Below are 21,726 nucleotides of genomic sequence, written 5' to 3'. Positions count from 1 at the left end.
CCCGCGTTAACCTGCCTGCACTTTCGCCACCACGACAGCCCGCCATGCCCCTGCGTCAGAGCCTCGAAAACCTACCGGTCGGCCGCAAACTGCTGGTCGCCCTGCTGGCTTTGCTCGCCACCGTACTGCTGGTGGCCAACCTGGCCTTTATCAGCGCGGCCTACTGGATCTCCCAGGAGAGCGTGGCGCCCCAGGCCCTGCACACCCTCGGCCGGCTGATTGCCAGCCCACCGCTAAGCAAAGAAGCACTGAGCTCCCCCTCTGCCGCCGAAGCCCTGCTCAGGCGCCTGGATGACTACGCGCCGCTGCGTGCGGCAGTGATCTATGACGCCGACGGCCTGAACCTGGCGCAGCTGCAGCGCGGCACCAAGCTGCAGCTGCCGCAGCGCGTCGAAGAGGTCGAATCCTGGCGCCACAGCGAGTTCCGTATCAACCAGCTGGTCGAACTGCCGCAGGCCACCGGCAACTCTGGCCATCTGCTACTGGTGGCTTCCAGTGAACTGCCGGGGGTGTTCTACACCGGCACCCTGACCGCCAGCCTAGTGATTCTGGCCCTGAGCGTAGTGCTCTGGCTGATCGTCTCACGCCAGGTGCGCCGCCTGATCACCCGACCGATCCGCCGTCTGGAAGAACTCTCACGCCAGGTCACCCGCGAAGAGAACTACGCCCTGCGCGCGCGCCGCGGCAACCGCGATGAGATCGGCAGCCTGGCCGATGCCTTCAACACCATGCTGGTGCGCATCGAAGCCCGCGAGCAGCAGCTCAAACGCGCCCGTGACGATGCCCAGGAGGCCTTCGACCAGGCTCAGCACCTGGCCGAGGAAACCCGCCACTCCAACCGCAAGCTGGAGCTGGAAGTGCAGGTGCGCGGCAAGATCGAGAAGAAGCTCACCGGCTTTCAGAAGTACCTCAACAGCATCATCGACTCCATGCCCTCGGCGCTGATCGCCCTCGACGAACAACTCTACGTCACCCAGTGGAACCAGGAAGCCAGCAGCCTCTCCGGCACCCGTCTGGACGAGGCGCTGAACCAGCCGATCTTCCTCGCCTTCCCGCCGCTCAAGCCCTTCCTGCCGCAGCTAAGGCGCACCGTCGAGCAGCATCAGGTGGAAAAGATCGAACGGGTCACCTGGGGCAGCAACGAGCAACCGCGCCACTTCGCCCTGACCTTCTACCCGCTCACGGGCGGCAGCGGGCGCGGCGTAGTGATCCGTATCGACGACATCACCCAGCGCCTCAATCTGGAAGAAATGATGGTGCAGTCGGAGAAGATGCTCTCGGTCGGCGGCCTGGCCGCCGGCATGGCCCACGAGATCAACAACCCGCTGGGGGCCATTCTGCATAACGTACAGAACATCCGCCGGCGCCTGTCGCCGGAGCTGGAAAAGAACCGCGAACAGGCCGAGCAAGCTGGCATCTGTCTGGAAGCCATCGACCGCTACCTCAACGCCCGGGAAATTCCGCGTCTGCTCGACGGCATCCAGCAGGCCGGCAGCCGTGCGGCGAAGATCGTCAGCCATATGCTCAATTTCAGCCGCCGCAGTGACCGCCAGCTCGCACCCTGCCAACTGCCGGCGCTAGTCGATCAGGCCGTGGAAATCGCCAGTAACGACTTCGACCTGACCGAAAGCTTCGACTTCAAGAGCCTGAACATCCAGCGCGATTTCGCCGCCGATCTGCCCCCGGTGCCGGCCACCGCCAACGAACTGGAACAAGTGCTGCTCAACCTGCTGAAAAACGCCGCCCAGGCCATCCACCAGCGCGACGACAGCACAACTCCCGGGCAGATCACCCTGCGCGTGCGCCTGGCGCCGCCCTGGGCGGAAATCCAGGTGGAAGACAACGGCGTCGGCATGCCCGAGTCGGTGCGCAAGCGTATCTTCGAGCCGTTCTTCACCACCAAGGAAGTCGGCCAGGGCACGGGGCTGGGCCTGTCGGTGTCCTACTTCATCATCACCAACAACCACAAAGGGCAGATGGAAGTGCAGTCCAAAGCCGGCCAGGGCACCTGCTTCACCCTGCGCCTACCAATGACCGTCGCCACGCCCGACACAGGTCTCTGAACATGGGTTACCGCCTCTCGAAAATCTACACCCGCACCGGTGATGCCGGCGAAACCGGCCTGGCCGATGGCCGCCGCGTGACCAAAGACCACCCACGGGTGGATGCCATGGGCGAAGTGGATACGCTGAATAGTCATATCGGTTTGCTGCTGGCCGAACTTGCCGAACAGCAAGCCCAGTGCCCGGGGCTGACCGAGATTATCGAAGTGCTCGCGCCCTGCCAGCACCGTCTGTTCGACCTTGGCGGCGAACTGGCGATGCCCGACTACCAGGCCCTGCAGGCCTCGGAAATCGAGCGGCTGGAAGCGGCTATCGACCGCTGGAACGAAGAAGTCGGCCCACTGGAGAATTTCATCCTGCCCGGCGGCTCACGCCTGATCGCCCAAGCTCACGTGTGCCGCAGCCTGGCCCGCAGCGCCGAGCGCCGCTGCCAGCACCTGAACGCCGTGGAGCCGATTCGCGGCGTCGGCCTGGCCTACGTCAACCGCCTGTCTGATCTGCTGTTCGTCGCCGCGCGGCTGATCGCCAAACGTCAGGGGATTGATGAAGTGCTCTGGCAGGCGGCCGCGAAACCACAGGCCTGAGCCGTAGCCCGGATAAGCCCTAGCGCAATCCGGGAGCGGTGGTGCAGGCGCAGTTTTCCCGGATTGCATCCGGGCTACGAGGTTAGATTGCGCAGGTTGGCGCTGAGTGCGTGAAGCCGGTGGATGACGCTGTTTTCATCCGCCATTACGGGTTGGTGGATGGATATAGCGCCATCCACCCAACGACTTCAGAGCAGACTAAGCTGGCTTTCAAATGTGCGCCGCTCACCGCTTAGCGGGTCGATAAAGCTCAGCCCCTTGGCCAGTAGTTTCAGCGGTTTGCTGTAGTCATCCGGCGCATCGGGAGCATCGCTGACCTCGGGATAGAACGGGTCATTGAGGATCGGCGCACCCAGCGCCGCCAGGTGCACACGCAGCTGATGCTTCTTGCCGGTAACCGGATACAGCCGGTACAGCCAGTGCTCGCCCAGGCGCTGGGCGACTTCGATACGGGTTTCAGTATTGGCCTCACCGGCCACTTCCTGCATGCGAAAAAACGGCTCGGCGCCCTCCAGCCGGGTTGCCCGTAACAGCGGAAACTCCAGCTGTGGCAAAGCAGCCGCCAGCGCCTCGTAGCACTTGTCCATCTGCCGCAGGCGAAACAGCGCCTGGTACTGACCACGGCTGGCACGGTTGGTGGAAAACAACACCAGGCCTGCAGTGTGCCGATCAATCCGGTGCAGCGGCACCAGGTCGGCATTGCCCAGGCGCTTGGCCAGGCGCGCCTGCAAGGTCTGCTCGACGTATTCGCCAGCCGGCATCACCGGCAGAAAATGCGGCTTGTCGGCCACCAGCAAATGCTCATCGATATACAGCAGGGTTTCCTCGAAGGGAATCGGCGTCTCCGCTGGCACTTCACGAAAGTAATGAACCTTGAGCCCTTCGCGATAAGCCGCAGCCATGTCGAGCGGCTGCCCCTGCGCGTCTAGCACCCGACCACGGGCGATCCGCTCCTGCCACACCACTGGCGCAATAGCCGGAAAATGCGCGCACAAGCATTCGAACACCGTCGCCCAGTTGCCGCTCGGCAAGTGCAGGGTGCTGGGGCGCATATTGGACGGGGAACGGGCTTCAACAGGCATCAACGCACTCGATCAGGCAGACACATAAACGGACTCACTCGGGCCAGAACGCGCGAATACCCGCCACGCCCTGGGCGCCGACCTGCCAAGCGCGCTCGACATCGGCCGGGGTAACGCCACCGAGCAGAAAAGCCGGTTGATTAAAGCCCTGCAGCAGCTCGGCAACCTGCGCCCAGCCCAGCGGCTGCGCATCGGGATGGGTCTGGGTAGCTTGCACGGGAGACAGGGTGATGAAATCCACGCCCATTTGTGTGGCCAATTCCAGCTCTTGCGCCGAGTGGCAGGACGCTGCCAGCCAGCGCTGCGCTGGAAACGGCCGGCCGCCAGCGCTCAATTCACGCAGCTGCTGCGCCGTCAGATGCCAGCCAGCGGCAGGGAAATCGCCCAGCCATTCCAGCGGACCTTTAAGCATCAGCTGCGCCTTGCCGGCACAGAGGCCAAGGGCATCCACGGCAATGTCGCGGTACTGCGCATCGAACATTGCCGGGGCGCGCAGTTGCAGCAGGCGGATGCCGCTCTTCAGGGCAGCCTGGATGCCGCGCAGCAGCTCGGGCCCACTCAGCCCCTCGGGCGTAATCAGATACCGCTCGGGTAAGCGCGCGGCTGCCACGATCGGCCGATTGGCGGCGGGAAACTCATAGTCACCCAACTGCCGAGGGCTGACCCAGGCCAGCGGCTGGCCTTCGGCGCCGTGGGGCTCACCGGTAAACGCCGAGACTTCCCAGACGTCCAGCAGCACCTGCTTGTCCGGGTAATCGTGGCGCACCTGAATCAACGGTCGCGCGGCGCTGGGGCAAATACCCAGCTCCTCTTCCAGCTCCCGGGCCAGGGCTGACTGCACCGTCTCACCGGCTTCGACCTTGCCACCGGGAAATTCCCAGAGGCCGCCCTGGTGCTTATCCTCGGGGCGTTTGGCCAGCAAAATCTGCCCATCCACACCGCGAATAACCGCAGCGGCTACATGAATACGCTTCACGCCAGATGTTCCTCCTGAGCAGCCTGGTACCAGCGCTGAAACGCCGGCCACTGATAGATCGTCTCGACATAGGCGGCAGCCTCTGCCGGCAGCGCCACCTGATAACTGCGCAGGCGCGCCGCCACCGGGGCAAAGAAGGCATCGGCCAGGGTTGGCAGGCCAAACAGAAAGGCGCCTTCCTTTCCAAAGCGCAGCCTGCACTCGGCCCACAAGGCGCAGATGCGCTGGATATCGGCCACGGCATCGGCGGGTATTTCAGCCAACGCCTGATTGCGCTTGAGGTCCATCGGCAGGTGGCTGCGCAACGCGACAAAACCGCTGTGCATCTCGGCGCAGGCACTGCGCGCCAGCGCGCGGGCAGCCCGGGCTTGTGGCCACAGCTGCGCTGCGGGGAAACATTCGGCCAGGTATTCGCCAATTGCCAGGGAATCCCAGATCGCGCCGTCATCACTGATCAGCAGCGGCACCTTGCCGGTCGGCGAGTGCTGCAAAATCTGCCCACGGGTATCGGGACGGTTCAGGGTAATCAGCTGCTCGGCATAGGGCGCGCCGGTCAGTTCCAGGGCCAGCGCCGCACGCAGCGACCAAGACGAATAGGTTTTGTCGCCGATAACCAGAGTAAGTGACATGGGCTGCGCTCGCTGCGGGAAGGTCGCATGACCTTAAAAGGCGACTCCCGCAATAGCAAATTCCCGTTGCTCATGGGGGCATGAGCAACGGGAATGCGGGCAGTCATACAGCAGGTACGGGACGGATCAGGTGCGGTACTCGGCGTTGATCTTCACGTACTCGTGGGACAGGTCGGTGGTCCAGATCGTCTCGCTGCAGCCACCGCGACCCAACTCGATGCGGATGCTGATCTCTTCCTTGGCCATCACGGCGGCGCCCTGCTCTTCGGTGTAACTGGCAGCGCGGCAGCCACGGCTGGCGATGCACACATCGCCAAGGAATACATCGATCAGGCTGACATCCAGTTGCGCCACACCGGCGTAACCGACGGCGGCGAGAATGCGCCCCCAGTTCGGGTCGGAGGCAAACAGCGCGGTCTTGATCAGTGGCGAATGGGCGACGGCATAACCGACATCCAGGCATTCCTGGTGGGTCGCCCCGCCGTTGACCTGCACGGTGACGAACTTGGTGGCGCCTTCACCGTCGCGGACGATGGCCTGCGCCACTTCCATGCACACGCTGAACACCGCCTCCTTGAGCTTGGCGAACAGATCACCACTGGCCTGGGTAATTTCCGGCAGGGCCGCCTGGCCAGTGGCGATCAGCATGCAGCAGTCGTTGGTTGAGGTGTCGCCGTCGATGGTGATGCGGTTGAACGACTTGTTCGCCGCATCACGCACCAGGTCCTGCAGCACGCTGCGCGCGACCTTGGCGTCAGTGGCGATATAGCCGAGCATGGTCGCCATATTCGGGCGAATCATCCCGGCGCCTTTACTGATGCCGGTGACGGTGACAGTCACGCCATCGTGAACAAACTGGCGGCTGGCGCCCTTGGGCAGGGTGTCGGTGGTCATGATGCCGGTGGCGGCTTCAGCCCAGTGGTTCTCGGACAAATCGTCGAGAGCCGCCTGAAGCGCGCTTTCGATCTTCTCGACCGGCAGCGGCTCGCCAATCACCCCGGTGGAGAACGGCAGCACGGCGCCCTCATCCACGCCGGTCAGCTGAGCCAGGGCGGCGCAGGTGCGCATGGCATTCGCAAGGCCCGGCTCACCGGTGCCGGCGTTGGCGTTACCGGTGTTGGTCAGCAGGTAACGCACACTGCCCTGCACACGCTTCTTGGCCAGAATCACCGGCGCGGCGCAGAACGCATTGAGGGTAAACACACCCGCTACGCTGGAGCCTTCGGCACATCGCATCACCACCACATCTTTGCGCCCTGGGCGTTTGATGCCCGCCGAAGCGATGCCCAGCTCGAAACCTGGAACCGGGTGCAGGGTAGACAACGGGCCAAGACCAACAGCCATAGAGAACGCTCCTTGAGGTGGTAGGACTGATTGCGATGGTAAAACGCCGCGAGCGGTCAGACCGTTCGCGGCGTTAATCAAGCTGGGCCAAGCATAGCCAACTTCACTGTCGGCTCAACCCGCTTTACACGGGCTGTTTAACTAACTTGACCGTGGCAGTGCTTGTACTTCTTGCCGGAACCACAAGGGCACGGCTCGTTGCGGCCAATCTTCGGCTCGGTGCGCACAGGCGCAACGGCAACCGCCAGATCACCCTCTTCTTCAGTGGCTTGCGGCAGCAGAGCCGAGGCTTCGGCGTGCTGGAACTGCATGCGCTCGGCCAGGGCTTCAGCCTCACGACGCAGGCGGGCCTCTTCCTCGGCCGGATCTTCACGACGCACCTGCACGTGCGAGAGCACGCGGATGGTGTCGCGCTTGATCGAATCCAGCAGCTCCTGGAACAGGGTGAAGGACTCGCGCTTATATTCCTGCTTGGGATTCTTCTGCGCATAGCCGCGCAGGTGAATGCCGTGACGCAGGTGATCCATGGTCGACAGGTGGTCTTTCCACAGGTCGTCGAGGACACGCAGCAGAATCTGCTTCTCGAAGGTACGCAGGGCTTCGGCGCTGGCTTCGTTTTCTTTCTCGTTGTAGGCGTTGACCAGCTCTTCAAGAATGCGCGCACGCAGGGTCTCTTCATACAGCTTGTGGTCATCGTCGAGCCACTGCTGGATCGGCAGGCGCAGGTTGAAGCTGCTGTACAGCGCCTCTTCCAGGCCGGCGATATCCCACTGCTCAGGCAGCGATTGCGGCGCGATATGCTGGTTGATGGTGTGATCCAGCACTTCCTGACGGAACTCGGCAATGGTTTCGCCGATGTTGTCGGCGGCCAGCAGCGTGTTGCGCATGTGATAGATCACTTTGCGCTGCTCGTTGGCCACGTCGTCGAATTCCAGCAGCTGCTTACGCATGTCGAAGTTACGCCCTTCAACCTTGCGCTGGGCCTTCTCGATGGCGTTGCTGACCATGCGGTGTTCGATGGCTTCACCGGACTGCATGCCCAGGGCCTTCATAAAGTTCTTCACCCGATCCGAGGCGAAGATGCGCATCAGGCTGTCTTCCAGCGACAGGTAGAAACGGCTGGAGCCCGGGTCACCCTGGCGACCCGCACGGCCACGCAGCTGGTTGTCGATACGCCGCGACTCGTGACGCTCGGAGGCGATCACATGCAGGCCACCCGACTCGATCACCTGCTGGTGACGCTTCTGCCAATCGGCCTTGATCTGCGCGATCTGCTCAGGCGTGGCGTTTTCCAGGTTGGCAACTTCAACTTCCCAGTTGCCGCCCAGCAGGATGTCAGTACCGCGACCGGCCATGTTGGTGGCAATGGTCAGCGCACCCGGACGACCGGCCTGGGCAATGATTTCGGCTTCCTTCTCATGGAACTTGGCGTTGAGCACTTTGTGCTCGATGCCTTCCTGATTGAGCAGTGCCGACATGCGCTCGGAGGTTTCGATGGTGGCCGTACCGACCAGCACCGGACGCCCGAGAGCCATGCTTTCCTTGATATCGGTAACGATGGCGGCGTACTTCTCTTCCGCAGTCAGGTAGACCAGGTCGTTGAAGTCCTTACGCGCCAGCGCACGGTTGGTCGGGATCACGATCACCGCCAAGCCGTAGATCTGATGGAACTCGAACGCTTCGGTATCCGCCGTACCGGTCATGCCGGACAGCTTGTTGTACAGGCGGAAGTAGTTCTGGAAGGTGGTCGAGGCCAGGGTCTGGCTCTCAGCCTGAATCGGCAGGCCTTCTTTGGCCTCAATCGCCTGGTGCAGGCCTTCGGACAGACGACGACCGGGCATGGTACGGCCGGTGTGTTCGTCGATCAGCAGCACCTGGTTGTTCTGCACGATGTATTCAACGTTGCGGTTGAACAGCTTGTGCGCACGCAGGCCCGAATAGACGTGAGTCAGCAGGCCCAGGTTGTGCGCTGAATACAGACTCTCGCCCTCGGCCAGCAGGCCGACTTCGGTGAGCATTTCTTCAACGTACTGGTGGCCCGCTTCGTTCAGCTCGACCTGGCGCGCCTTCTCGTCGACCTTGTAGTGGCCTTCCTGGGTGACCACGCCCTCTTCTTCCTCAACATGCAGCTTGAGGCGCGGGATCAGCTTGTTGATCTCGGTGTAGAGCCGCGAGCTGTCTTCGGCCTGGCCGGAGATGATCAGCGGGGTGCGCGCTTCGTCGATAAGAATGGAGTCAACTTCGTCGATCACGGCGAAATTCAGCTCGCGCTGGAATTTGTCTTCCAGGCTGAAGGCCATATTGTCGCGCAGGTAATCGAAACCGAATTCGTTGTTGGTGCCGTAGGTGATATCGGCGGCGTAGGCTTCACGCTTCTCTTCCGGCGGCATAAAGGGGGTAACGATACCCACGCTCATACCGAGGAATTCATACAGCGGACGCATCCAGTTGGCGTCGCGGCGGGCCAGGTAATCGTTGACCGTCACCACGTGCACGCCCTTGCCGGACAGCGCATTAAGGTATACCGCCAGGGTTGCCACCAGGGTCTTACCCTCACCGGTGCGCATCTCGGCGATCTTGCCTTCGTGCAGGGTCATGCCACCAATCAACTGCACGTCGAAGTGGCGCATGCCCATCACCCGCTTGCCGGCTTCGCGGGCTACCGCAAAGGCTTCAGCAAGCAGCTGGTCGAGGGTTTCGCCTTTGGCCAGACGGGCTTTGAACTCCTCCGTCTTGGCACGCAGTTGCTCATCGGAAAGGGCAAGCATCTGCTCCTCGAAGGCATTGACGGCTTGTACCGCCTTGAGCATGCGTTTGACTTCACGCTCGTTCTTGCTTCCAAAGAGTTTTTTCAACAAAGGCGCAAACATATCGACAGGATCTTCCAGGCGTATGGATTGAGGGCGGCTGAACAGCGACCCATGCAGCCTTTATGGCTGCGTGCGAAGGGGGCATTCTACCCGGAAACGCAAACGAGGAAAGCGGCGTTATTCGACGTCGTTAACCCGGGCTATATAGCTGGCTGGATTGACCAGCCGGCCATGCTTGGTGACCTCGAAGTGCACGTGGTAACCACTGGCACGGCCGCTGCGGCCAACTTTGGCAATGGTCTGCCCGCGCTGAACCAGATCACCGATCTGTACCTGATTGCTCTTGTTGTGCGCATACAGGGTGGTGTAGCCGTCTGCATGACTGATTTCAACAACATTGCCATAACCCGACCTCTTCCCCGCAAAACTCACCACGCCTGCCGCAACCGCTACCACATCACTGCCTGGCTTGGCGGCAAAATCGACACCTTTATGCTGGGTATTGCGCCCGGTGAGCGGGTGCACGCGACGACCGAATGGCGAGGACATATAGCCATGGCGCACCGGCATGCCGGACAGGTATTCGGCTTCATTCAGCTGTCGCTCGCCGATCAGTTGCTCCAGCACTTCCAGCAGTTGTTCGCGGCTGTCCAGGCGCAGACTGAGGCGATCCAGCTCATCCATAAACGGCGGAGGCGCATACGCTGCATCGCCCAGGGCATCTTCCGCACCACCCTGGCCAACATTAAGGGAGAAGTCGAATTCGTTGGCATCCAGATCCGCCAGCTCGGTCAGGCGTGCACCCAAGGCATCCAGACGGGTCAGGCGCGCCTGCAGCTCGGCCACATGCACGGCGAAAGCATCCAGTTGACGCTGCGCGTCACGCCGCACTTCACCGACTTCGGCGCGTTGTTGATCCATGGCCTGGTTGAGCTGGGTGTCGTCATGCACCTCAACCGTTGCTGGCGCCCACCAGGCACCGACGGCCACACCGCTGGCCAGCGCTGCGCCGAGCGCCAGCAGCAACGCCAGCAATAGCCAGCGCAGATCCAGACTGAGCGAGCGTGCGGCACCGTGGTGCCGACTAAGTAGAATGATGTGCACGGCCTTCCCCTAGTGGTGAAGCGTCAGTCGGCAGCAGCGATTCTGCTACCATGGCGGCTCCACTTTTTCAGGCGTCCTGCCATGACTTTTCGTCCTTTGCCGGCCCGGGCTCCCGCCGCGCTGTTGCGCGAAGCGAAACCCCTAAAGGCGCTGTTCAATCAAGCGCAACGCATTGATCGCCTGCAGCACCTACTGGAAAGCCAGCTGCAACCTGCTGCTCGCGAACACTGCCATGTAGCCTCATGGCGCGAGGGTTGCCTGCTATTGATCATCACCGATGGCCACTGGGCCACGCGCCTGCGCTATCAACAAAAACGCTTGTTGAAACAACTGCAGGCACTCGAAGAATTCGCGACCTTAACGAAGATCCTGTTCAAGGTGCAACCTCCGACTGCCGAAAGGCGTGCACCGGGTCGCACAATCTGCCTGTCCAGCAGCGCTGCGGAAAACATCCAAGCCACCGCCGACGGCATTAGCGACCCCAAGCTACGCGCTGCCCTGGAGCGCCTGGCCAAACACGGCAAGCCCAGCGAATAAGTGCTTTCCGCCCGCTAAAGCGCAGGCAAAAAAATGATCGGGAATCATTTTTAACGTCGCGCAGCGACGGCCCGAAGAGTGACCGCCAAGAATGGCAGGCCATAAAAAAAGGCCACCCGAAGGTGGCCTCGAAAAGCAAAGTAAGGAGGGTATTGCGTTACACGGCCGCAACCGGGCGCATGTAAGAGATTGGCGCGGTGTTGGGGTCATCAAAGGTGACAACTTCCCAAGCATCAGGCTGCTCGATCAGGGTGCGCAGCAGCCGATTGTTCAGCGCATGCCCCGATTTGAAACCCTTGAACTCGCCAATCAGGCTGTTACCCAGCAGGTACAGATCGCCAATCGCATCGAGAATCTTGTGTTTGACGAACTCGTCCTCGTAACGCAGGCCGTCTTCGTTCAACACGCGGAACTCATCTACCACGATGGCGTTATCTACGCTGCCGCCGAGCGCCAGGTTCTGTGAACGCAGGAACTCGATATCACGCATAAAACCGAAGGTGCGAGCGCGACTGACTTCTTTCACAAACGAGGTGCTGGAGAAGTCCACGCTGGCCGACTGGGTGCGATTACGGAACACCGGATGATCAAAATCGATCTCGAAGGTCACCTTGAACCCTTCGAAAGGCACGAAGGTTGCGCGCTTGTCGCCCTCTTCAACTGTCACTTCACGAAGGATGCGGATGAACTGCTTGTGGGCGTCCTGCTCTTGCAAACCAGCAGATTGAATCAGGAATACAAAGGGACCCGCACTGCCATCCATGATCGGTACTTCGGACGCGGAGAGCTCGACGTAGGCGTTATCGATGCCCAGGCCAGCCATGGCCGAAAGCAGGTGCTCTACCGTATCCACCTTGACATCACCATTGACCAACGTGGTCGACATGGTGGTTTCACCAACATTGCCTGCACGCGCGGGAATTTCCACGACAGGGTCCAAGTCGGTACGACGGAACACGATACCGGTGTCCACGGGTGCCGGCTTCAGGGTCAGGTATACCTTTTCCCCGGAATGCAGGCCGACGCCAGTGGCGCGGATAATGTTCTTCAGGGTGCGTTGTCTGATCATGGCTTTGGCCGCTATAGCACTAGTTGCGAATTGTTTTCAACAATGGCCGGCGATGATAGCAGAACCGGCCTTTGCTGAACACCAATCACCCCAATACTCCTGATACATTTCATCAATCGGCCTGACGACGCAGGAACGCCGGGATGTCCAGGTAATCCAGGTCATCCTGTGGGTTCAGCTTGGCCGCAGTGGCAGCGCCGCCGTGGCTTTGACGCTGAACGGTCGGACGCTCGTAGTCCTTGTAATTGACGCTCTGCTCGGCACGCGCCGGGGCTGCTGCGTTGCTGCCAGTGCTGGCAGAAACTTGCACAGTATTGTCGATAACCTTGACCGGCTTCTCGATACGCGCACCCAGACCAGTGGCAACCACAGTCACGTGCAGCTCGTCGCGCATGTCCGGATCGATCACGGTGCCGACTTTGACGGTGGCGTGCTCGGAAGCGAACTGCTCGATGATGTTACCCACGTCGGAGTACTCACCCAGGGACAGGTCAGGGCCGGCGGTGATGTTCACCAGGATGCCGCGCGCGCCTTGCAGGTTGACGTCTTCCAGCAGCGGGTTGCGGATCGCTGCTTCAGTGGCTTCACGCGCACGGTTAGGACCGCTGGCGCAGCCAGTGCCCATCATCGCCATGCCCATTTCGCTCATCACGGTTTTCACGTCGGCGAAGTCGACGTTGATCATGCCTGGGCGCTTGATGATGTCGGAGATACCGCGCACGGCACCGGCCAGCACATCGTCAGCCTTGGCGAAAGCCGACAGCAGGCTGGCGTCCTTACCGAGGATGGTCAGCAGTTTTTCGTTTGGGATGGTGATCAGCGAGTCGACACTTTCCGACAGTGCGCGAATACCTTCTTCGGCGATCAGCATGCGCTTCTTGCCTTCGAACGGGAACGGACGGGTCACCACCGCAACCGTGAGGATGCCCATTTCCTTGGCCACCTGAGCAATAACAGGAGCTGCACCGGTACCGGTACCGCCGCCCATGCCAGTGGTGATAAAGACCATATCGGTGCCTTGCAGCACTTCAGCGATACGCTCGCGATCCTCCATGGCCGCCTGACGGCCGACTTCTGGATTGGCACCCGCGCCGAGGCCCTTGGTCACCGCAGTGCCCAGTTGCAGCACGGTACGTGCGCCGATGTTTTTCAGTGCCTGTGCATCCGTGTTGGCGCAGATGAACTCAACGCCTTCAATGTTGTTTTTCGCCATGTGATTGACAGCATTACCGCCGCCGCCGCCCACGCCGATGACCTTGATGACTGCACTTGCTGGTGCGCTGTCTACGAGTTCAAACATTTTCCCTCTCCTTTACTTTCTAGTTGTAACGCCTACTGCAAAATCAGAAATTGCCCTGGACCCAGCGTTTCAGCCGTTCCAGCACAGGTTGTTTGGGTTCATCGCTGTAGCTGCCAAGCGCAGACATGGAGATGCCGTCGGCCTGCTTTTGCAGTCCGTACAGCAACAGGCCCACGCCTGTGGAATAAATCGGGTTACGTACCACATCGGCCAGGCCCTTGACGCCCTGGGGCACGCCCAGGCGCACCGGCATATGGAAAATCTCTTCGGCCAGCTCCACCGCGCCTTCCATCTTCGCCGTACCACCAGTGAGGACGATGCCCGCCGGGATCAGGTCTTCGTAGCCACTGCGGCGCAGTTCGGCCTGGATCAGGGTAAACAGCTCGTCGTAACGCGGCTCGACCACTTCGGCCAGGGACTGACGCGACAGGTCGCGCGGCGGACGATCACCGACGCTCGGCACCTTGATGGTTTCGCCGGCACCGGCCAGTTTGGCCAGGGCGCAGGCGTAGCGGATCTTGATTTCTTCGGCGTACTGGGTCGGCGTACGCAGAGCCATGGCGATGTCGTTGGTCACCTGATCGCCAGCAATCGGGATCACCGCGGTGTGACGGATCGCACCTTCGGTGAAGATGCAGATGTCGGTGGTGCCGCCACCGATGTCGACCAGGCATACGCCCAGCTCTTTCTCGTCGTCGGTCAGCACCGCATAAGCGGAGGCCAGCTGCTCAAGAATGATGTCGTCGACTTCCAGACCACAGCGGCGCACGCATTTCTCGATGTTCTGCGCGGCATTTACCGCGCAGGTGACCACGTGCACCTTGGCTTCCAGACGCACGCCGGACATACCCAGCGGCTCACGTACGCCTTCCTGGTTATCGATCACGTAATCCTGCGGCAGGGTGTGCAGCACGCGCTGGTCAGCCGGAATGGCCACGGCCTGGGCGGCGTCGAGTACGCGCTCCAGATCCGCCGGGCTGACTTCACGATCACGAATGGCAACGATGCCGTGGCTGTTGAGGCTGCGAATATGGTTGCCGGCCACACCGACGAAAGCCGAGTGGATACGGCAGCCAGCCATCAGCTGCGCTTCTTCAACAGCGCGCTGGATCGACTGCACCGTGGATTCGATATTCACCACCACGCCCTTCTTCAGGCCGCGCGACGGATGGGTGCCGATGCCGACGATTTCCAGTTGGCCGTCCGCATTCACTTCACCGACCAGCGCCACCACCTTGGAGGTACCGATGTCGAGGCCGACGATCATCTTGCCGCTCTGCACGTTTGCCATGGCTCTTGCCTTCTCCTGATTCACTGCACGACAGCGGTTGTTGCCGCCGTGGGCGCTACCGGCTCACGCCATGCCACGGCCAGGCCGTTGGCATAACGCAGATCGATCCGCGCGATATTCGTTTGTTGCTCTTTCAAGGCCTTGGCGTAGATGGCCGTGAAGCGCCGCATTTTTTCCACCAGATGGTCACGCCCCAGCAGCAGCTCGATGCCCTGCCCGGTGGAGAGGAACCAGCTGCCGCGCTCACGCAACTCCAGGCGCGCCACGGAAAAGCCCATGGGCCGCAGCATCTGGCTGAGCACCTGGTATTGCTGCATCACCTGCTGCTGCGCACGCTTGGGGCCATACAGCTGCGGCAGGTGTTGGTAATTGGCCAGTTCCTGCGGTGCGAACGCCTCGCCCTGGTTGTTCAGCAGTGCCTCATCGCCCCAGCGGGCAATCGGCAATTGTTCTTCCAGACGCACCACCAACTGATCCGGCCATACGCGGCGCACCTGGGCGCTGGCGATCCACGGCATCAGTTCCAGCTCGCGGCGCAGGCTGAGCAGGTCAACCTTGAAGAAGCTGGCATTGGCATAGGACGCAATACGCTGCTGCACGGCCTGCTGGTTGACGTAGCTGAGGTCGCCTTCGACGCTGATCCGCGCAATTGGCTGGTCGGCATAGGGCAACGCACGCAGCGACAATTCATAGGTGCCGTAACCCAGTGCGAGCAGCAACAGCGGCCAGGTCAGGTGCTTGAGCCAGCCGCCCAATCCAGCAAGGCGGGCTTTCGGCAGGCTCACCCGCAGGCTGATCGGCTCCTTGGCCACCAGACGGCTGGCGCCACGCGGCACAGGCTTGCCGCGCACGGGAGCGCGGTTCGAACCTGGCTGGTGACGCAAGGTGGCCGTCATGAGTTAACCCCGAGCCTCAAGGCTGTCGGCCAGAATCGCCAACACCAGTTGTTGAAAATCCAGACCCGCAGCACGGGCTGCCATCGGCACCAGGCTGTGGTCGGTCATGCCCGGCACGGTGTTGACTTCCAGCAACCAGAACTTGCCGTCGGCATCCTGCATCACGTCGGCGCGGGCCCAGCCCTGGGTGCCGACTGCTTCGCAGGCGCGGGCAGTGAGGTCTTTCAGCTCGGCTTCCTTCTCCGCCGAGAGGCCGCACGGGATGCGGTACTGGGTGTCATTGGCCAGGTACTTGGCGTCGTAGTCGTAGAAGCTGTGCGGCGTGCCCAACGCAATCGGCGGCAGCACCTGACCGCGCAGCATGGCGATGGTGAATTCCGGGCCGGCGATCATCTGCTCGACCAGCACCTGCGAGTCGTAGCGACTGGCACCCTTCCAGGCAGCGATCAACGCATCGACATCATTGACCTTGGCCATGCCAATGCTCGAACCCTCATGGGCCGGCTTGACGAACAGCGGGAAGCCCAGCTCGGCAGCAGCCGCATGGCAATCGGCTTCGCAGGCCAGCGCCGCGTGGGCCGGCGTCGGCAAGTCAAGGCTCAGCCACACACGCTTGGTACGCAGTTTGTCCATGGCCAGGGCCGAGGCCAGAATGCCGCTGCCGGTGTAAGGAATCCCAGCGCACTCGAGCAGGCCCTGCATCGAACCGTCTTCGCCACCACGGCCGTGCAGCACGATAAAGGCACGGTCGATTTTCTCGGCGGTCAGGCGCTGCAGCAGGTCATCGCCTGCGTCGATGCCGAACGCATCCACGCCCGCAGCCAGCAACGCCTGCAGCACGGCATTACCGGACTTCAGCGAGACTTCACGCTCGGCGCTCTTGCCACCGAACAGCACGGCCACGCGCCCAAAGGCGCTGACCGGAAATTGTGATTGCAGACTGGCAGCACTCATTTCGACTCCTCTGATGACTCGCCGCCGACTGTGGCGAACAAAGGGCTTTGCAACAGTTGCGGGGCCAGGCCGCCGATGTCGCCGGCGCCTTGGCAGAGAAGAATGTCGCCAGCGCGCAGCAGCGGCTTGACGATGGGCGCGAGGTCCACGCCGCGCTCGATATAGATCGGGTCGAGCTGGCCACGCTGACGGATGCTGTGGCACAGGTTGCGGCTGTCAGCCCCTGGAATCGGCGCTTCACCGGCCGGGTAGACTTCCATCAGCAACAACACCTGGGCATCACCGAGAACCTGAACGAAATCGTCATACAGGTCGCGGGTGCGGCTGAAACGGTGCGGCTGGTAAACCATCACCAGGCGGCGCTCCGGCCAACCACCGCGCACGGCCTTGATCACCGCCGCGACTTCGCGCGGGTGGTGGCCGTAATCGTCGACCAGCATCACGCTGCCGCCATCCACCGGCAGTTCGCCGTAGACCTGGAAGCGCCGGCCAACACCCTGGAACTGCGACAGGCCCTGGACGATGGCTTCATCGCTGATGCCTTCGTCGCTAGCAATCGCGATGGTGGCCAGGGCGTTCAGTACGTTGTGGTTGCCCGGCATGTTCACCGATACATCCAGCGGTTCGCGGTCGCGGCGCAGCACAGTGAAGAAGGTCTGCATGCCCTGCTGACGCACGTTGATCGCACGCACATCGGCACCGTCATCAAAGCCGTAAGTCACGGTTGGGCGGGCCACCTGCGGCAGAATTTCGCGCACGATCGGGTCATCCACGCACATCACCGCCAGACCGTAGAACGGCAGGTTGTGCAGGAACTCGATGAAGGTTTTCTTCAACTTGTTGAAGTCACCGCCATAGGTGCTCATGTGGTCCATGTCGATATTGGTGACCACCGAGACCATCGGCTGCAGGTGCAGGAAGCTGGCGTCACTCTCATCGGCTTCGGCGATCAGGTAACGGCTGCTGCCCAGCTGCGCGTTGGTGCCGGCGGCATTCAGCCGGCCACCGATGACGAACGTCGGGTCCAGGCCGCCAGCGGCGAACACCGAGGCCAGCAGGCTGGTGGTGGTGGTCTTGCCATGGGTGCCGGCAACGGCAATACCGTGGCGGTAGCGCATCAGCTCGGCGAGCATCTCGGCGCGCGGCACCACGGGGATGCGACGTTCCAGGGCGGTGGCGACTTCCGGATTGCTGGTATTCACCGCGCTGGACACCACCAGCACGTCGGCCTGTTCGGCATTCTCGGCGCGGTGGCCAATAAAGATCTGCGCACCGAAAGTTTCCAGACGCTCAGTCACGGCCGAAGCCTTGAGGTCGGAGCCAGAGACTTCATAACCCAGGTTGAGCAGCACTTCGGCGATACCGCACATGCCGGCACCACCGATGCCGACAAAGTGGATACGGCGAATGCGGCGCATACGGCGGATTTCCGAACGTGCAGCGGCGGGAGACTTAGCCACGGGCCACCTCCAGGCAGATATCGACAACGGTGCAGGTTGCATCGGGCTTGGCCAGACGACGAGCCGTCTGCGCCATTTGAGTGAGTTGTTCGGGGTGCATCAAAACCTCGGTCAGCTGCGCGGCCAGCTTGGCGGCGTCAGTGGAACGTTGTGGCAGCAGTACGGCAGCGCCGGCACTGGCCAGATAATCGGCATTGCGGGTCTGGTGATCATCGATCGCGTGCGGCAGCGGCAGCAGGAACGCCGGCAGGCCTGCGGCGGCCAGCTCGCTGACAGTCAGCGCGCCGGACCGGCACACCACCAGATCGGCCCAGGCGTAGGCCCGCGCCATGTCCTTGATAAACGGCGCGACCTGCGCTTCGACGCCAACGGCGCGATAGCGTTCAGCAGTAATTGCATCATGTTGCTTGCCGGCCTGATGGAACACTTCAGGCCGCAGCTCAGCCGCCACCAGCGCCAGGGCTTCGGGCAGCAATTTATTCAGCGGTTCGGCGCCCAGGCTGCCGCCCAGCACCAGCAAACGCGGCTGGCGGTTGCGCAGCGAATCACGCGGGGTTTCCAGGAACAGCTCTTCACGCACCGGATTGCCAGTGGTGCGACACTTGTCGCTATTACCGAAGGTATTCGGGAAGGCTTCGCAGACGCGGCTGGCGAATGGCACCAGGCTGCGGTTGGCGGTGCCGGCCACGGCGTTCTGCTCGTGGATGATCAGCGGCGCGCCGCTCATGCGCGCAGCCAGGCCGCCGGGACCGGTGACATAACCGCCCATGCCCAGGACGCACACCGGTTGCAGCTCGCGCATTACCTTGCGCGCCTGGAACAGCGCCTTGATCAACTGGAACGGCGCTTTCAGCAGCGACAGCTTGCCCTTGCCACGCAGGCCAGTGACATCGATCAGGTGCAGCGGCAGGCCAGCTGCCGGCACCAGTTCATTCTCGATACCACGCGGCGTACCCAGCCAATGCACGCTGTAGCCACGCGCCTTGAACTCGCGGGCGCAGGCCAGCGCCGGGAATACATGCCCGCCGGTGCCGCCGGCCATGATCAGCACATTACCGCGCATGCTGAACCTCCTCGGCGGGCTGGCCTTCGAAGAAATCCGATTCCTTGAAGTCGACATCCTCGTTGCCCAACTGGGTGCGACGCTCCCACTCGATGCGCAGCAACAGCGCCAGGCTGACGCAGCAGATCACCAGCGAGCTGCCGCCGTAGCTGAGGAACGGCAGGGTCAGGCCCTTGGTCGGCAGCAGGCCGACATTTACGCCGATATTGATCAGCACCTGACCGATCCACAGAAACGCCAGGCCGTAAGCCACATAGGCCGAGAAGAACTGCTTGGCCTTCTCCGCCCACAGGCCGATATACAGGGCGCGCACACTGACGAAGACAAACAGAGCGACGGTAATCAGCGCGCCGACCATGCCCAGCTCTTCGGCCAACACGGCAAACACGAAGTCGGTATGTGCTTCCGGCAGGTAGAACTGTTTCTGCACGCTGTTGCCCAGACCGACGCCGAACCATTCACCACGACCGAAGGCGATCAGCGCCTGGCTCAGCTGGTAACCGGCGCCGTACTGATCCGCCCAGGGGTCGACGAAGTTGGTCAGACGTTCCAAGCGATAGGCCTGACTGGTCATCACCACCACGCCAAGGCCGAGTACGCAGGCCGCCAGCGGAATAAAGCGCAGCAGGTTGACCCCGCCGAGGAACAGCATGGCGATGGCCGCACCGACCAGCACCACGGTGGCGCCGAAGTCCGGCTCGGCCAGCAGCAGCGCGGCAATCGGCCCTAGCACCAGCATCGGTTTGATAAAGCCGGTGAGCTTCTCGCGCACTTCTTCCTGGCGACGCACCAGGTAGGCAGCGATAAACATCACGCTAAACAGCTTGGCCAGCTCGGACGGCTGCAGGTTGAAGATGCCCAGGCCGATCCAGCGCTTGGCCCCGTTGACCTCACGACCAATGCCCGGCAGCAGTACCAGAATCAGCAGCACCACCGCCGCCAGCAGCAGCATGCCGCTGTAACGCTGCCACAGCGCCATCGGCACCAGCAGGGTCGCCAGCGCAGCGCCGAGGCCGATGGTCAGATAAATCAGGTGACGAATCATGTGATACAGCGGGTTACCCGACTGCACCGCCGCCACTTCCGAGGAAGCCGAAGCAATCATAACCAAGCCCAGGCCGAGCAGCGCCAGGCAACCGGCCAGCAGCGGGAAGTCCAGATCGATACCACGACGGGTATGCAGCGGCGAAGGCAAGGCGAGCAGGCGGGCAAGCATCATTGCAAACCCTCCACGGCCTGGGCGAACAGACGCCCGCGCTCTTCGAAATTCTTGAACATATCCAGGCTGGCGCAGGCCGGCGACAGCAGTACGGCATCGCCTGGCTCGGCCAACTCGGCAGCGCGTTGTACAGCCTCGTCCAGGGTCTTGACCCGAATCAGTGGTGCGGCGTCGCCCAGGGCATCAGCCAACAACTCGGCATCACGGCCGAGCAGCACCACGGCGCGGCAGAACGTGCCAACAGGATTCTTCAATGCCGAGAAATCCGCGCCCTTGCCGTCGCCACCGGCGATCAGCACCAGCTTGCCGCTGATATCCGCGCCCAGGCCTTCAATGGCCGCCAGCGCGGCACCGACGTTGGTGGCCTTGGAATCGTCGTAGTAGCTCACTGCGTTGCGCTCACCCACCCACTGGCAGCGATGCGGCAGGCCAGCAAAGCGCTTCAGCGTTTCGAGCATCGGCTCGAACGGCAGACCCACGGCATGCCCCAGGGCCAAAGCCGCCAGGGCGTTGGACTGGTTGTGCGCACCACGAATCTTCAGCTCACGCACTGGCAGCAGCGCAGCGAACTGGTAGGCCAGGAACTTCTCGCCATCTTCTTCGAGCAGACCGAAGCGCTTGAAGTCCGGTTTGCCCAGGCCGAAGTACCAGCACGGCAATTGATCGGCCACCAGCGGACGCGACAGCGCGTCGTCGCGGTTCACCACCACCTGCCGCGCGCCACGGAAGATGCGGTGCTTGGCCAGGTGGTAGGCCGGCAGATCGGCGTAGCGATCCATATGGTCTTCGCTGATGTTCAGGCAGGTCGCCACTTCGGCATTGAGCTGGTCGGTGGTTTCCAGCTGGAAACTCGACAGCTCCATGACGTACAGCTCGATCTCATCATTCAGCAGATCCAGCGCCGGCGTACCGAGGTTGCCGCCGACGGCGACCTTCTTGCCCGCCGCTGCGGCCATCTCACCAACCAGGGTAGTCACGGTGCTTTTGGCGTTGGAGCCGGTGATGGCAATGATCGGCGCCTTGGCATAACGGGCGAACAGATCGATATCACCCGACAACTTGACCCCGCGCGCAGCGGCCGCCTGCAGCGCTGGCGTGGCGATAGCCAGACCTGGGCTGACCAGCAGCTCGCTGGCGCGGCAGAGGAATTCCACATCCAGTTCGCCACAACGCACTTCCACCTGCGGGAACTGCTCACGCAAGGTGGCGAGCTCCGGCGGGTTGGCACGGGTGTCGACCACGGCAAACGGCAGGCCCTGACGCGCAAGGAAGCGCACCAGGGACATACCGCTCTTGCCGAGGCCGACAACGATGCGGAAGTGGTCAGAAGCGATCAGGCTCATAC

The 21,726-nt window shown here is 62.2% G+C and carries 18 protein-coding genes; 3 read left to right on the top strand and 15 right to left on the bottom strand.

Going from position 1 to position 21,726, the window contains the following annotated elements:
• Window positions 1-44 precede the first annotated feature (44 nt).
• Both P3C18_RS05220 and P3C18_RS05215 read left to right on the top strand, forming a co-directional pair.
• Window positions 45-2,063, top strand: a complete 2,019-nt coding sequence (locus P3C18_RS05220) for an ATP-binding protein (protein WP_275960791.1) — start codon at window positions 45-47, stop codon at window positions 2,061-2,063.
• Window positions 2,064-2,065: 2 nt separating this feature from the next.
• Window positions 2,066-2,647, top strand: a complete 582-nt coding sequence (locus P3C18_RS05215) for a cob(I)yrinic acid a,c-diamide adenosyltransferase (RefSeq protein ID WP_275960790.1) — start codon at window positions 2,066-2,068, stop codon at window positions 2,645-2,647.
• Between the two features lie 188 nt (window positions 2,648-2,835).
• Here the strand turns inward: P3C18_RS05215 and P3C18_RS05210 are convergent, their stop codons facing one another.
• The 6 genes from P3C18_RS05210 to P3C18_RS05185 all read right to left on the bottom strand — a co-directional run bounded on the left by P3C18_RS05210 (window position 2,836) and on the right by P3C18_RS05185 (window position 10,592).
• The gene (locus P3C18_RS05210; protein WP_275960789.1) at window positions 2,836-3,729 is read right to left on the bottom strand and encodes an RluA family pseudouridine synthase; all 894 of its coding nucleotides are present in this window, start codon (window positions 3,727-3,729) and stop codon (window positions 2,836-2,838) included.
• Between the two features lie 34 nt (window positions 3,730-3,763).
• Window positions 3,764-4,705, bottom strand: a complete 942-nt coding sequence (locus P3C18_RS05205; RefSeq protein WP_275960788.1) for a Nudix family hydrolase — start codon at window positions 4,703-4,705, stop codon at window positions 3,764-3,766.
• Window positions 4,702-5,334 (bottom strand): glutathione S-transferase family protein, encoded by a 633-nt coding sequence (locus tag P3C18_RS05200; protein ID WP_275960787.1) that lies wholly within the window; start codon window positions 5,332-5,334, stop codon window positions 4,702-4,704. Before P3C18_RS05200 ends, P3C18_RS05205 begins: the two co-directional genes overlap by 4 nt.
• A gap of 126 nt (window positions 5,335-5,460) precedes the next feature.
• Window positions 5,461-6,678: a bifunctional glutamate N-acetyltransferase/amino-acid acetyltransferase ArgJ gene (argJ, locus tag P3C18_RS05195; protein WP_275960786.1), complete on the bottom strand. Its 1,218-nt coding sequence runs from the start codon at window positions 6,676-6,678 to the stop codon at window positions 5,461-5,463.
• 137 nt (window positions 6,679-6,815) lie between these two features.
• A complete protein-coding gene (secA, locus tag P3C18_RS05190) occupies window positions 6,816-9,548 on the bottom strand; it encodes a preprotein translocase subunit SecA (protein WP_275960785.1) in 2,733 nt (910 codons plus the stop codon).
• Window positions 9,549-9,665: 117 nt separating this feature from the next.
• Window positions 9,666-10,592, bottom strand: a complete 927-nt coding sequence (locus tag P3C18_RS05185; RefSeq protein ID WP_275960784.1) for a M23 family metallopeptidase — start codon at window positions 10,590-10,592, stop codon at window positions 9,666-9,668.
• A gap of 81 nt (window positions 10,593-10,673) precedes the next feature.
• On the opposite strand from P3C18_RS05185, the gene P3C18_RS05180 reads away from it, so the two are divergent.
• Window positions 10,674-11,129 carry a DciA family protein gene (locus P3C18_RS05180; RefSeq protein ID WP_275960783.1) on the top strand — a complete coding sequence of 152 codons (456 nt, stop codon included), beginning with the start codon at window positions 10,674-10,676 and terminating at the stop codon, window positions 11,127-11,129.
• Between the two features lie 157 nt (window positions 11,130-11,286).
• On the opposite strand, the gene lpxC is transcribed toward P3C18_RS05180, so the two are convergent.
• The 9 genes from lpxC to murD form a co-directional block, all read right to left on the bottom strand.
• Entirely contained in the window at window positions 11,287-12,198 is a 912-nt protein-coding gene (gene lpxC / locus P3C18_RS05175; RefSeq protein WP_090249100.1) for a UDP-3-O-acyl-N-acetylglucosamine deacetylase, read from the bottom strand.
• A gap of 112 nt (window positions 12,199-12,310) precedes the next feature.
• Window positions 12,311-13,498, bottom strand: coding sequence for a cell division protein FtsZ (gene ftsZ, locus P3C18_RS05170; RefSeq protein WP_160085453.1), 1,188 nt, complete (start codon window positions 13,496-13,498; stop codon window positions 12,311-12,313).
• Window positions 13,499-13,541: 43 nt separating this feature from the next.
• The gene (gene ftsA, locus P3C18_RS05165) at window positions 13,542-14,789 is read right to left on the bottom strand and encodes a cell division protein FtsA (protein ID WP_090251236.1); all 1,248 of its coding nucleotides are present in this window, start codon (window positions 14,787-14,789) and stop codon (window positions 13,542-13,544) included.
• A gap of 20 nt (window positions 14,790-14,809) precedes the next feature.
• Window positions 14,810-15,685 carry a cell division protein FtsQ/DivIB gene (locus P3C18_RS05160; protein WP_275960782.1) on the bottom strand — a complete coding sequence of 292 codons (876 nt, stop codon included), beginning with the start codon at window positions 15,683-15,685 and terminating at the stop codon, window positions 14,810-14,812.
• 3 nt (window positions 15,686-15,688) lie between these two features.
• Entirely contained in the window at window positions 15,689-16,639 is a 951-nt protein-coding gene (locus P3C18_RS05155) for a D-alanine--D-alanine ligase (RefSeq protein WP_275960781.1), read from the bottom strand.
• Window positions 16,636-18,057, bottom strand: a complete 1,422-nt coding sequence (gene murC, locus P3C18_RS05150) for a UDP-N-acetylmuramate--L-alanine ligase (RefSeq protein ID WP_275961587.1) — start codon at window positions 18,055-18,057, stop codon at window positions 16,636-16,638. The genes P3C18_RS05155 and murC overlap by 4 nt, the downstream gene beginning before the upstream one ends.
• 34 nt (window positions 18,058-18,091) lie before the next feature.
• Window positions 18,092-19,162: an undecaprenyldiphospho-muramoylpentapeptide beta-N-acetylglucosaminyltransferase gene (gene murG / locus P3C18_RS05145; RefSeq protein ID WP_275960780.1), complete on the bottom strand. Its 1,071-nt coding sequence runs from the start codon at window positions 19,160-19,162 to the stop codon at window positions 18,092-18,094.
• Window positions 19,152-20,378: a putative lipid II flippase FtsW gene (gene ftsW / locus P3C18_RS05140; protein WP_275961586.1), complete on the bottom strand. Its 1,227-nt coding sequence runs from the start codon at window positions 20,376-20,378 to the stop codon at window positions 19,152-19,154. Before ftsW ends, murG begins: the two co-directional genes overlap by 11 nt.
• Complete coding sequence (murD, locus tag P3C18_RS05135) at window positions 20,378-21,724, bottom strand: UDP-N-acetylmuramoyl-L-alanine--D-glutamate ligase (RefSeq protein ID WP_275960779.1); 1,347 nt, start codon at window positions 21,722-21,724, stop codon at window positions 20,378-20,380. The genes ftsW and murD overlap by 1 nt, the downstream gene beginning before the upstream one ends.
• Window positions 21,725-21,726 lie beyond the last annotated feature (2 nt).

This window comes from Pseudomonas sp. 1928-m (assembly GCF_029269135.1).
In the GTDB taxonomy this organism is placed as follows: domain Bacteria; phylum Pseudomonadota; class Gammaproteobacteria; order Pseudomonadales; family Pseudomonadaceae; genus Aquipseudomonas.
This window is presented reverse-complemented; position numbering and strand designations above follow the sequence as displayed.

Bases quoted from the DNA above. Each gene is read 5' to 3' on its own strand.
- P3C18_RS05180 (WP_275960783.1), top strand. From the start codon at position 10,674: ATGACTTTTCGTCCTTTGCCGGCCCGGGCTCCCGCCGCGCTGTTGCGC.
- P3C18_RS05220 (WP_275960791.1), top strand. From the start codon at position 45: ATGCCCCTGCGTCAGAGCCTCGAAAACCTACCGGTCGGCCGCAAACTG.
- murG (WP_275960780.1), bottom strand. From the start codon at position 19,162: ATGCGCGGTAATGTGCTGATCATGGCCGGCGGCACCGGCGGGCATGTA.
- murD (WP_275960779.1), bottom strand. From the start codon at position 21,724: ATGAGCCTGATCGCTTCTGACCACTTCCGCATCGTTGTCGGCCTCGGC.
- lpxC (WP_090249100.1), bottom strand. From the start codon at position 12,198: ATGATCAGACAACGCACCCTGAAGAACATTATCCGCGCCACTGGCGTC.
- argJ (WP_275960786.1), bottom strand. From the start codon at position 6,678: ATGGCTGTTGGTCTTGGCCCGTTGTCTACCCTGCACCCGGTTCCAGGT.
- P3C18_RS05155 (WP_275960781.1), bottom strand. From the start codon at position 16,639: ATGAGTGCTGCCAGTCTGCAATCACAATTTCCGGTCAGCGCCTTTGGG.
- P3C18_RS05200 (WP_275960787.1), bottom strand. From the start codon at position 5,334: ATGTCACTTACTCTGGTTATCGGCGACAAAACCTATTCGTCTTGGTCG.
- secA (WP_275960785.1), bottom strand. From the start codon at position 9,548: ATGTTTGCGCCTTTGTTGAAAAAACTCTTTGGAAGCAAGAACGAGCGT.
- ftsA (WP_090251236.1), bottom strand. From the start codon at position 14,789: ATGGCAAACGTGCAGAGCGGCAAGATGATCGTCGGCCTCGACATCGGT.
- P3C18_RS05210 (WP_275960789.1), bottom strand. From the start codon at position 3,729: ATGCCTGTTGAAGCCCGTTCCCCGTCCAATATGCGCCCCAGCACCCTG.
- murC (WP_275961587.1), bottom strand. From the start codon at position 18,057: ATGCGCCGCATTCGCCGTATCCACTTTGTCGGCATCGGTGGTGCCGGC.
- P3C18_RS05160 (WP_275960782.1), bottom strand. From the start codon at position 15,685: ATGACGGCCACCTTGCGTCACCAGCCAGGTTCGAACCGCGCTCCCGTG.
- ftsZ (WP_160085453.1), bottom strand. From the start codon at position 13,498: ATGTTTGAACTCGTAGACAGCGCACCAGCAAGTGCAGTCATCAAGGTC.
- P3C18_RS05215 (WP_275960790.1), top strand. From the start codon at position 2,066: ATGGGTTACCGCCTCTCGAAAATCTACACCCGCACCGGTGATGCCGGC.
- ftsW (WP_275961586.1), bottom strand. From the start codon at position 20,378: ATGCTTGCCCGCCTGCTCGCCTTGCCTTCGCCGCTGCATACCCGTCGT.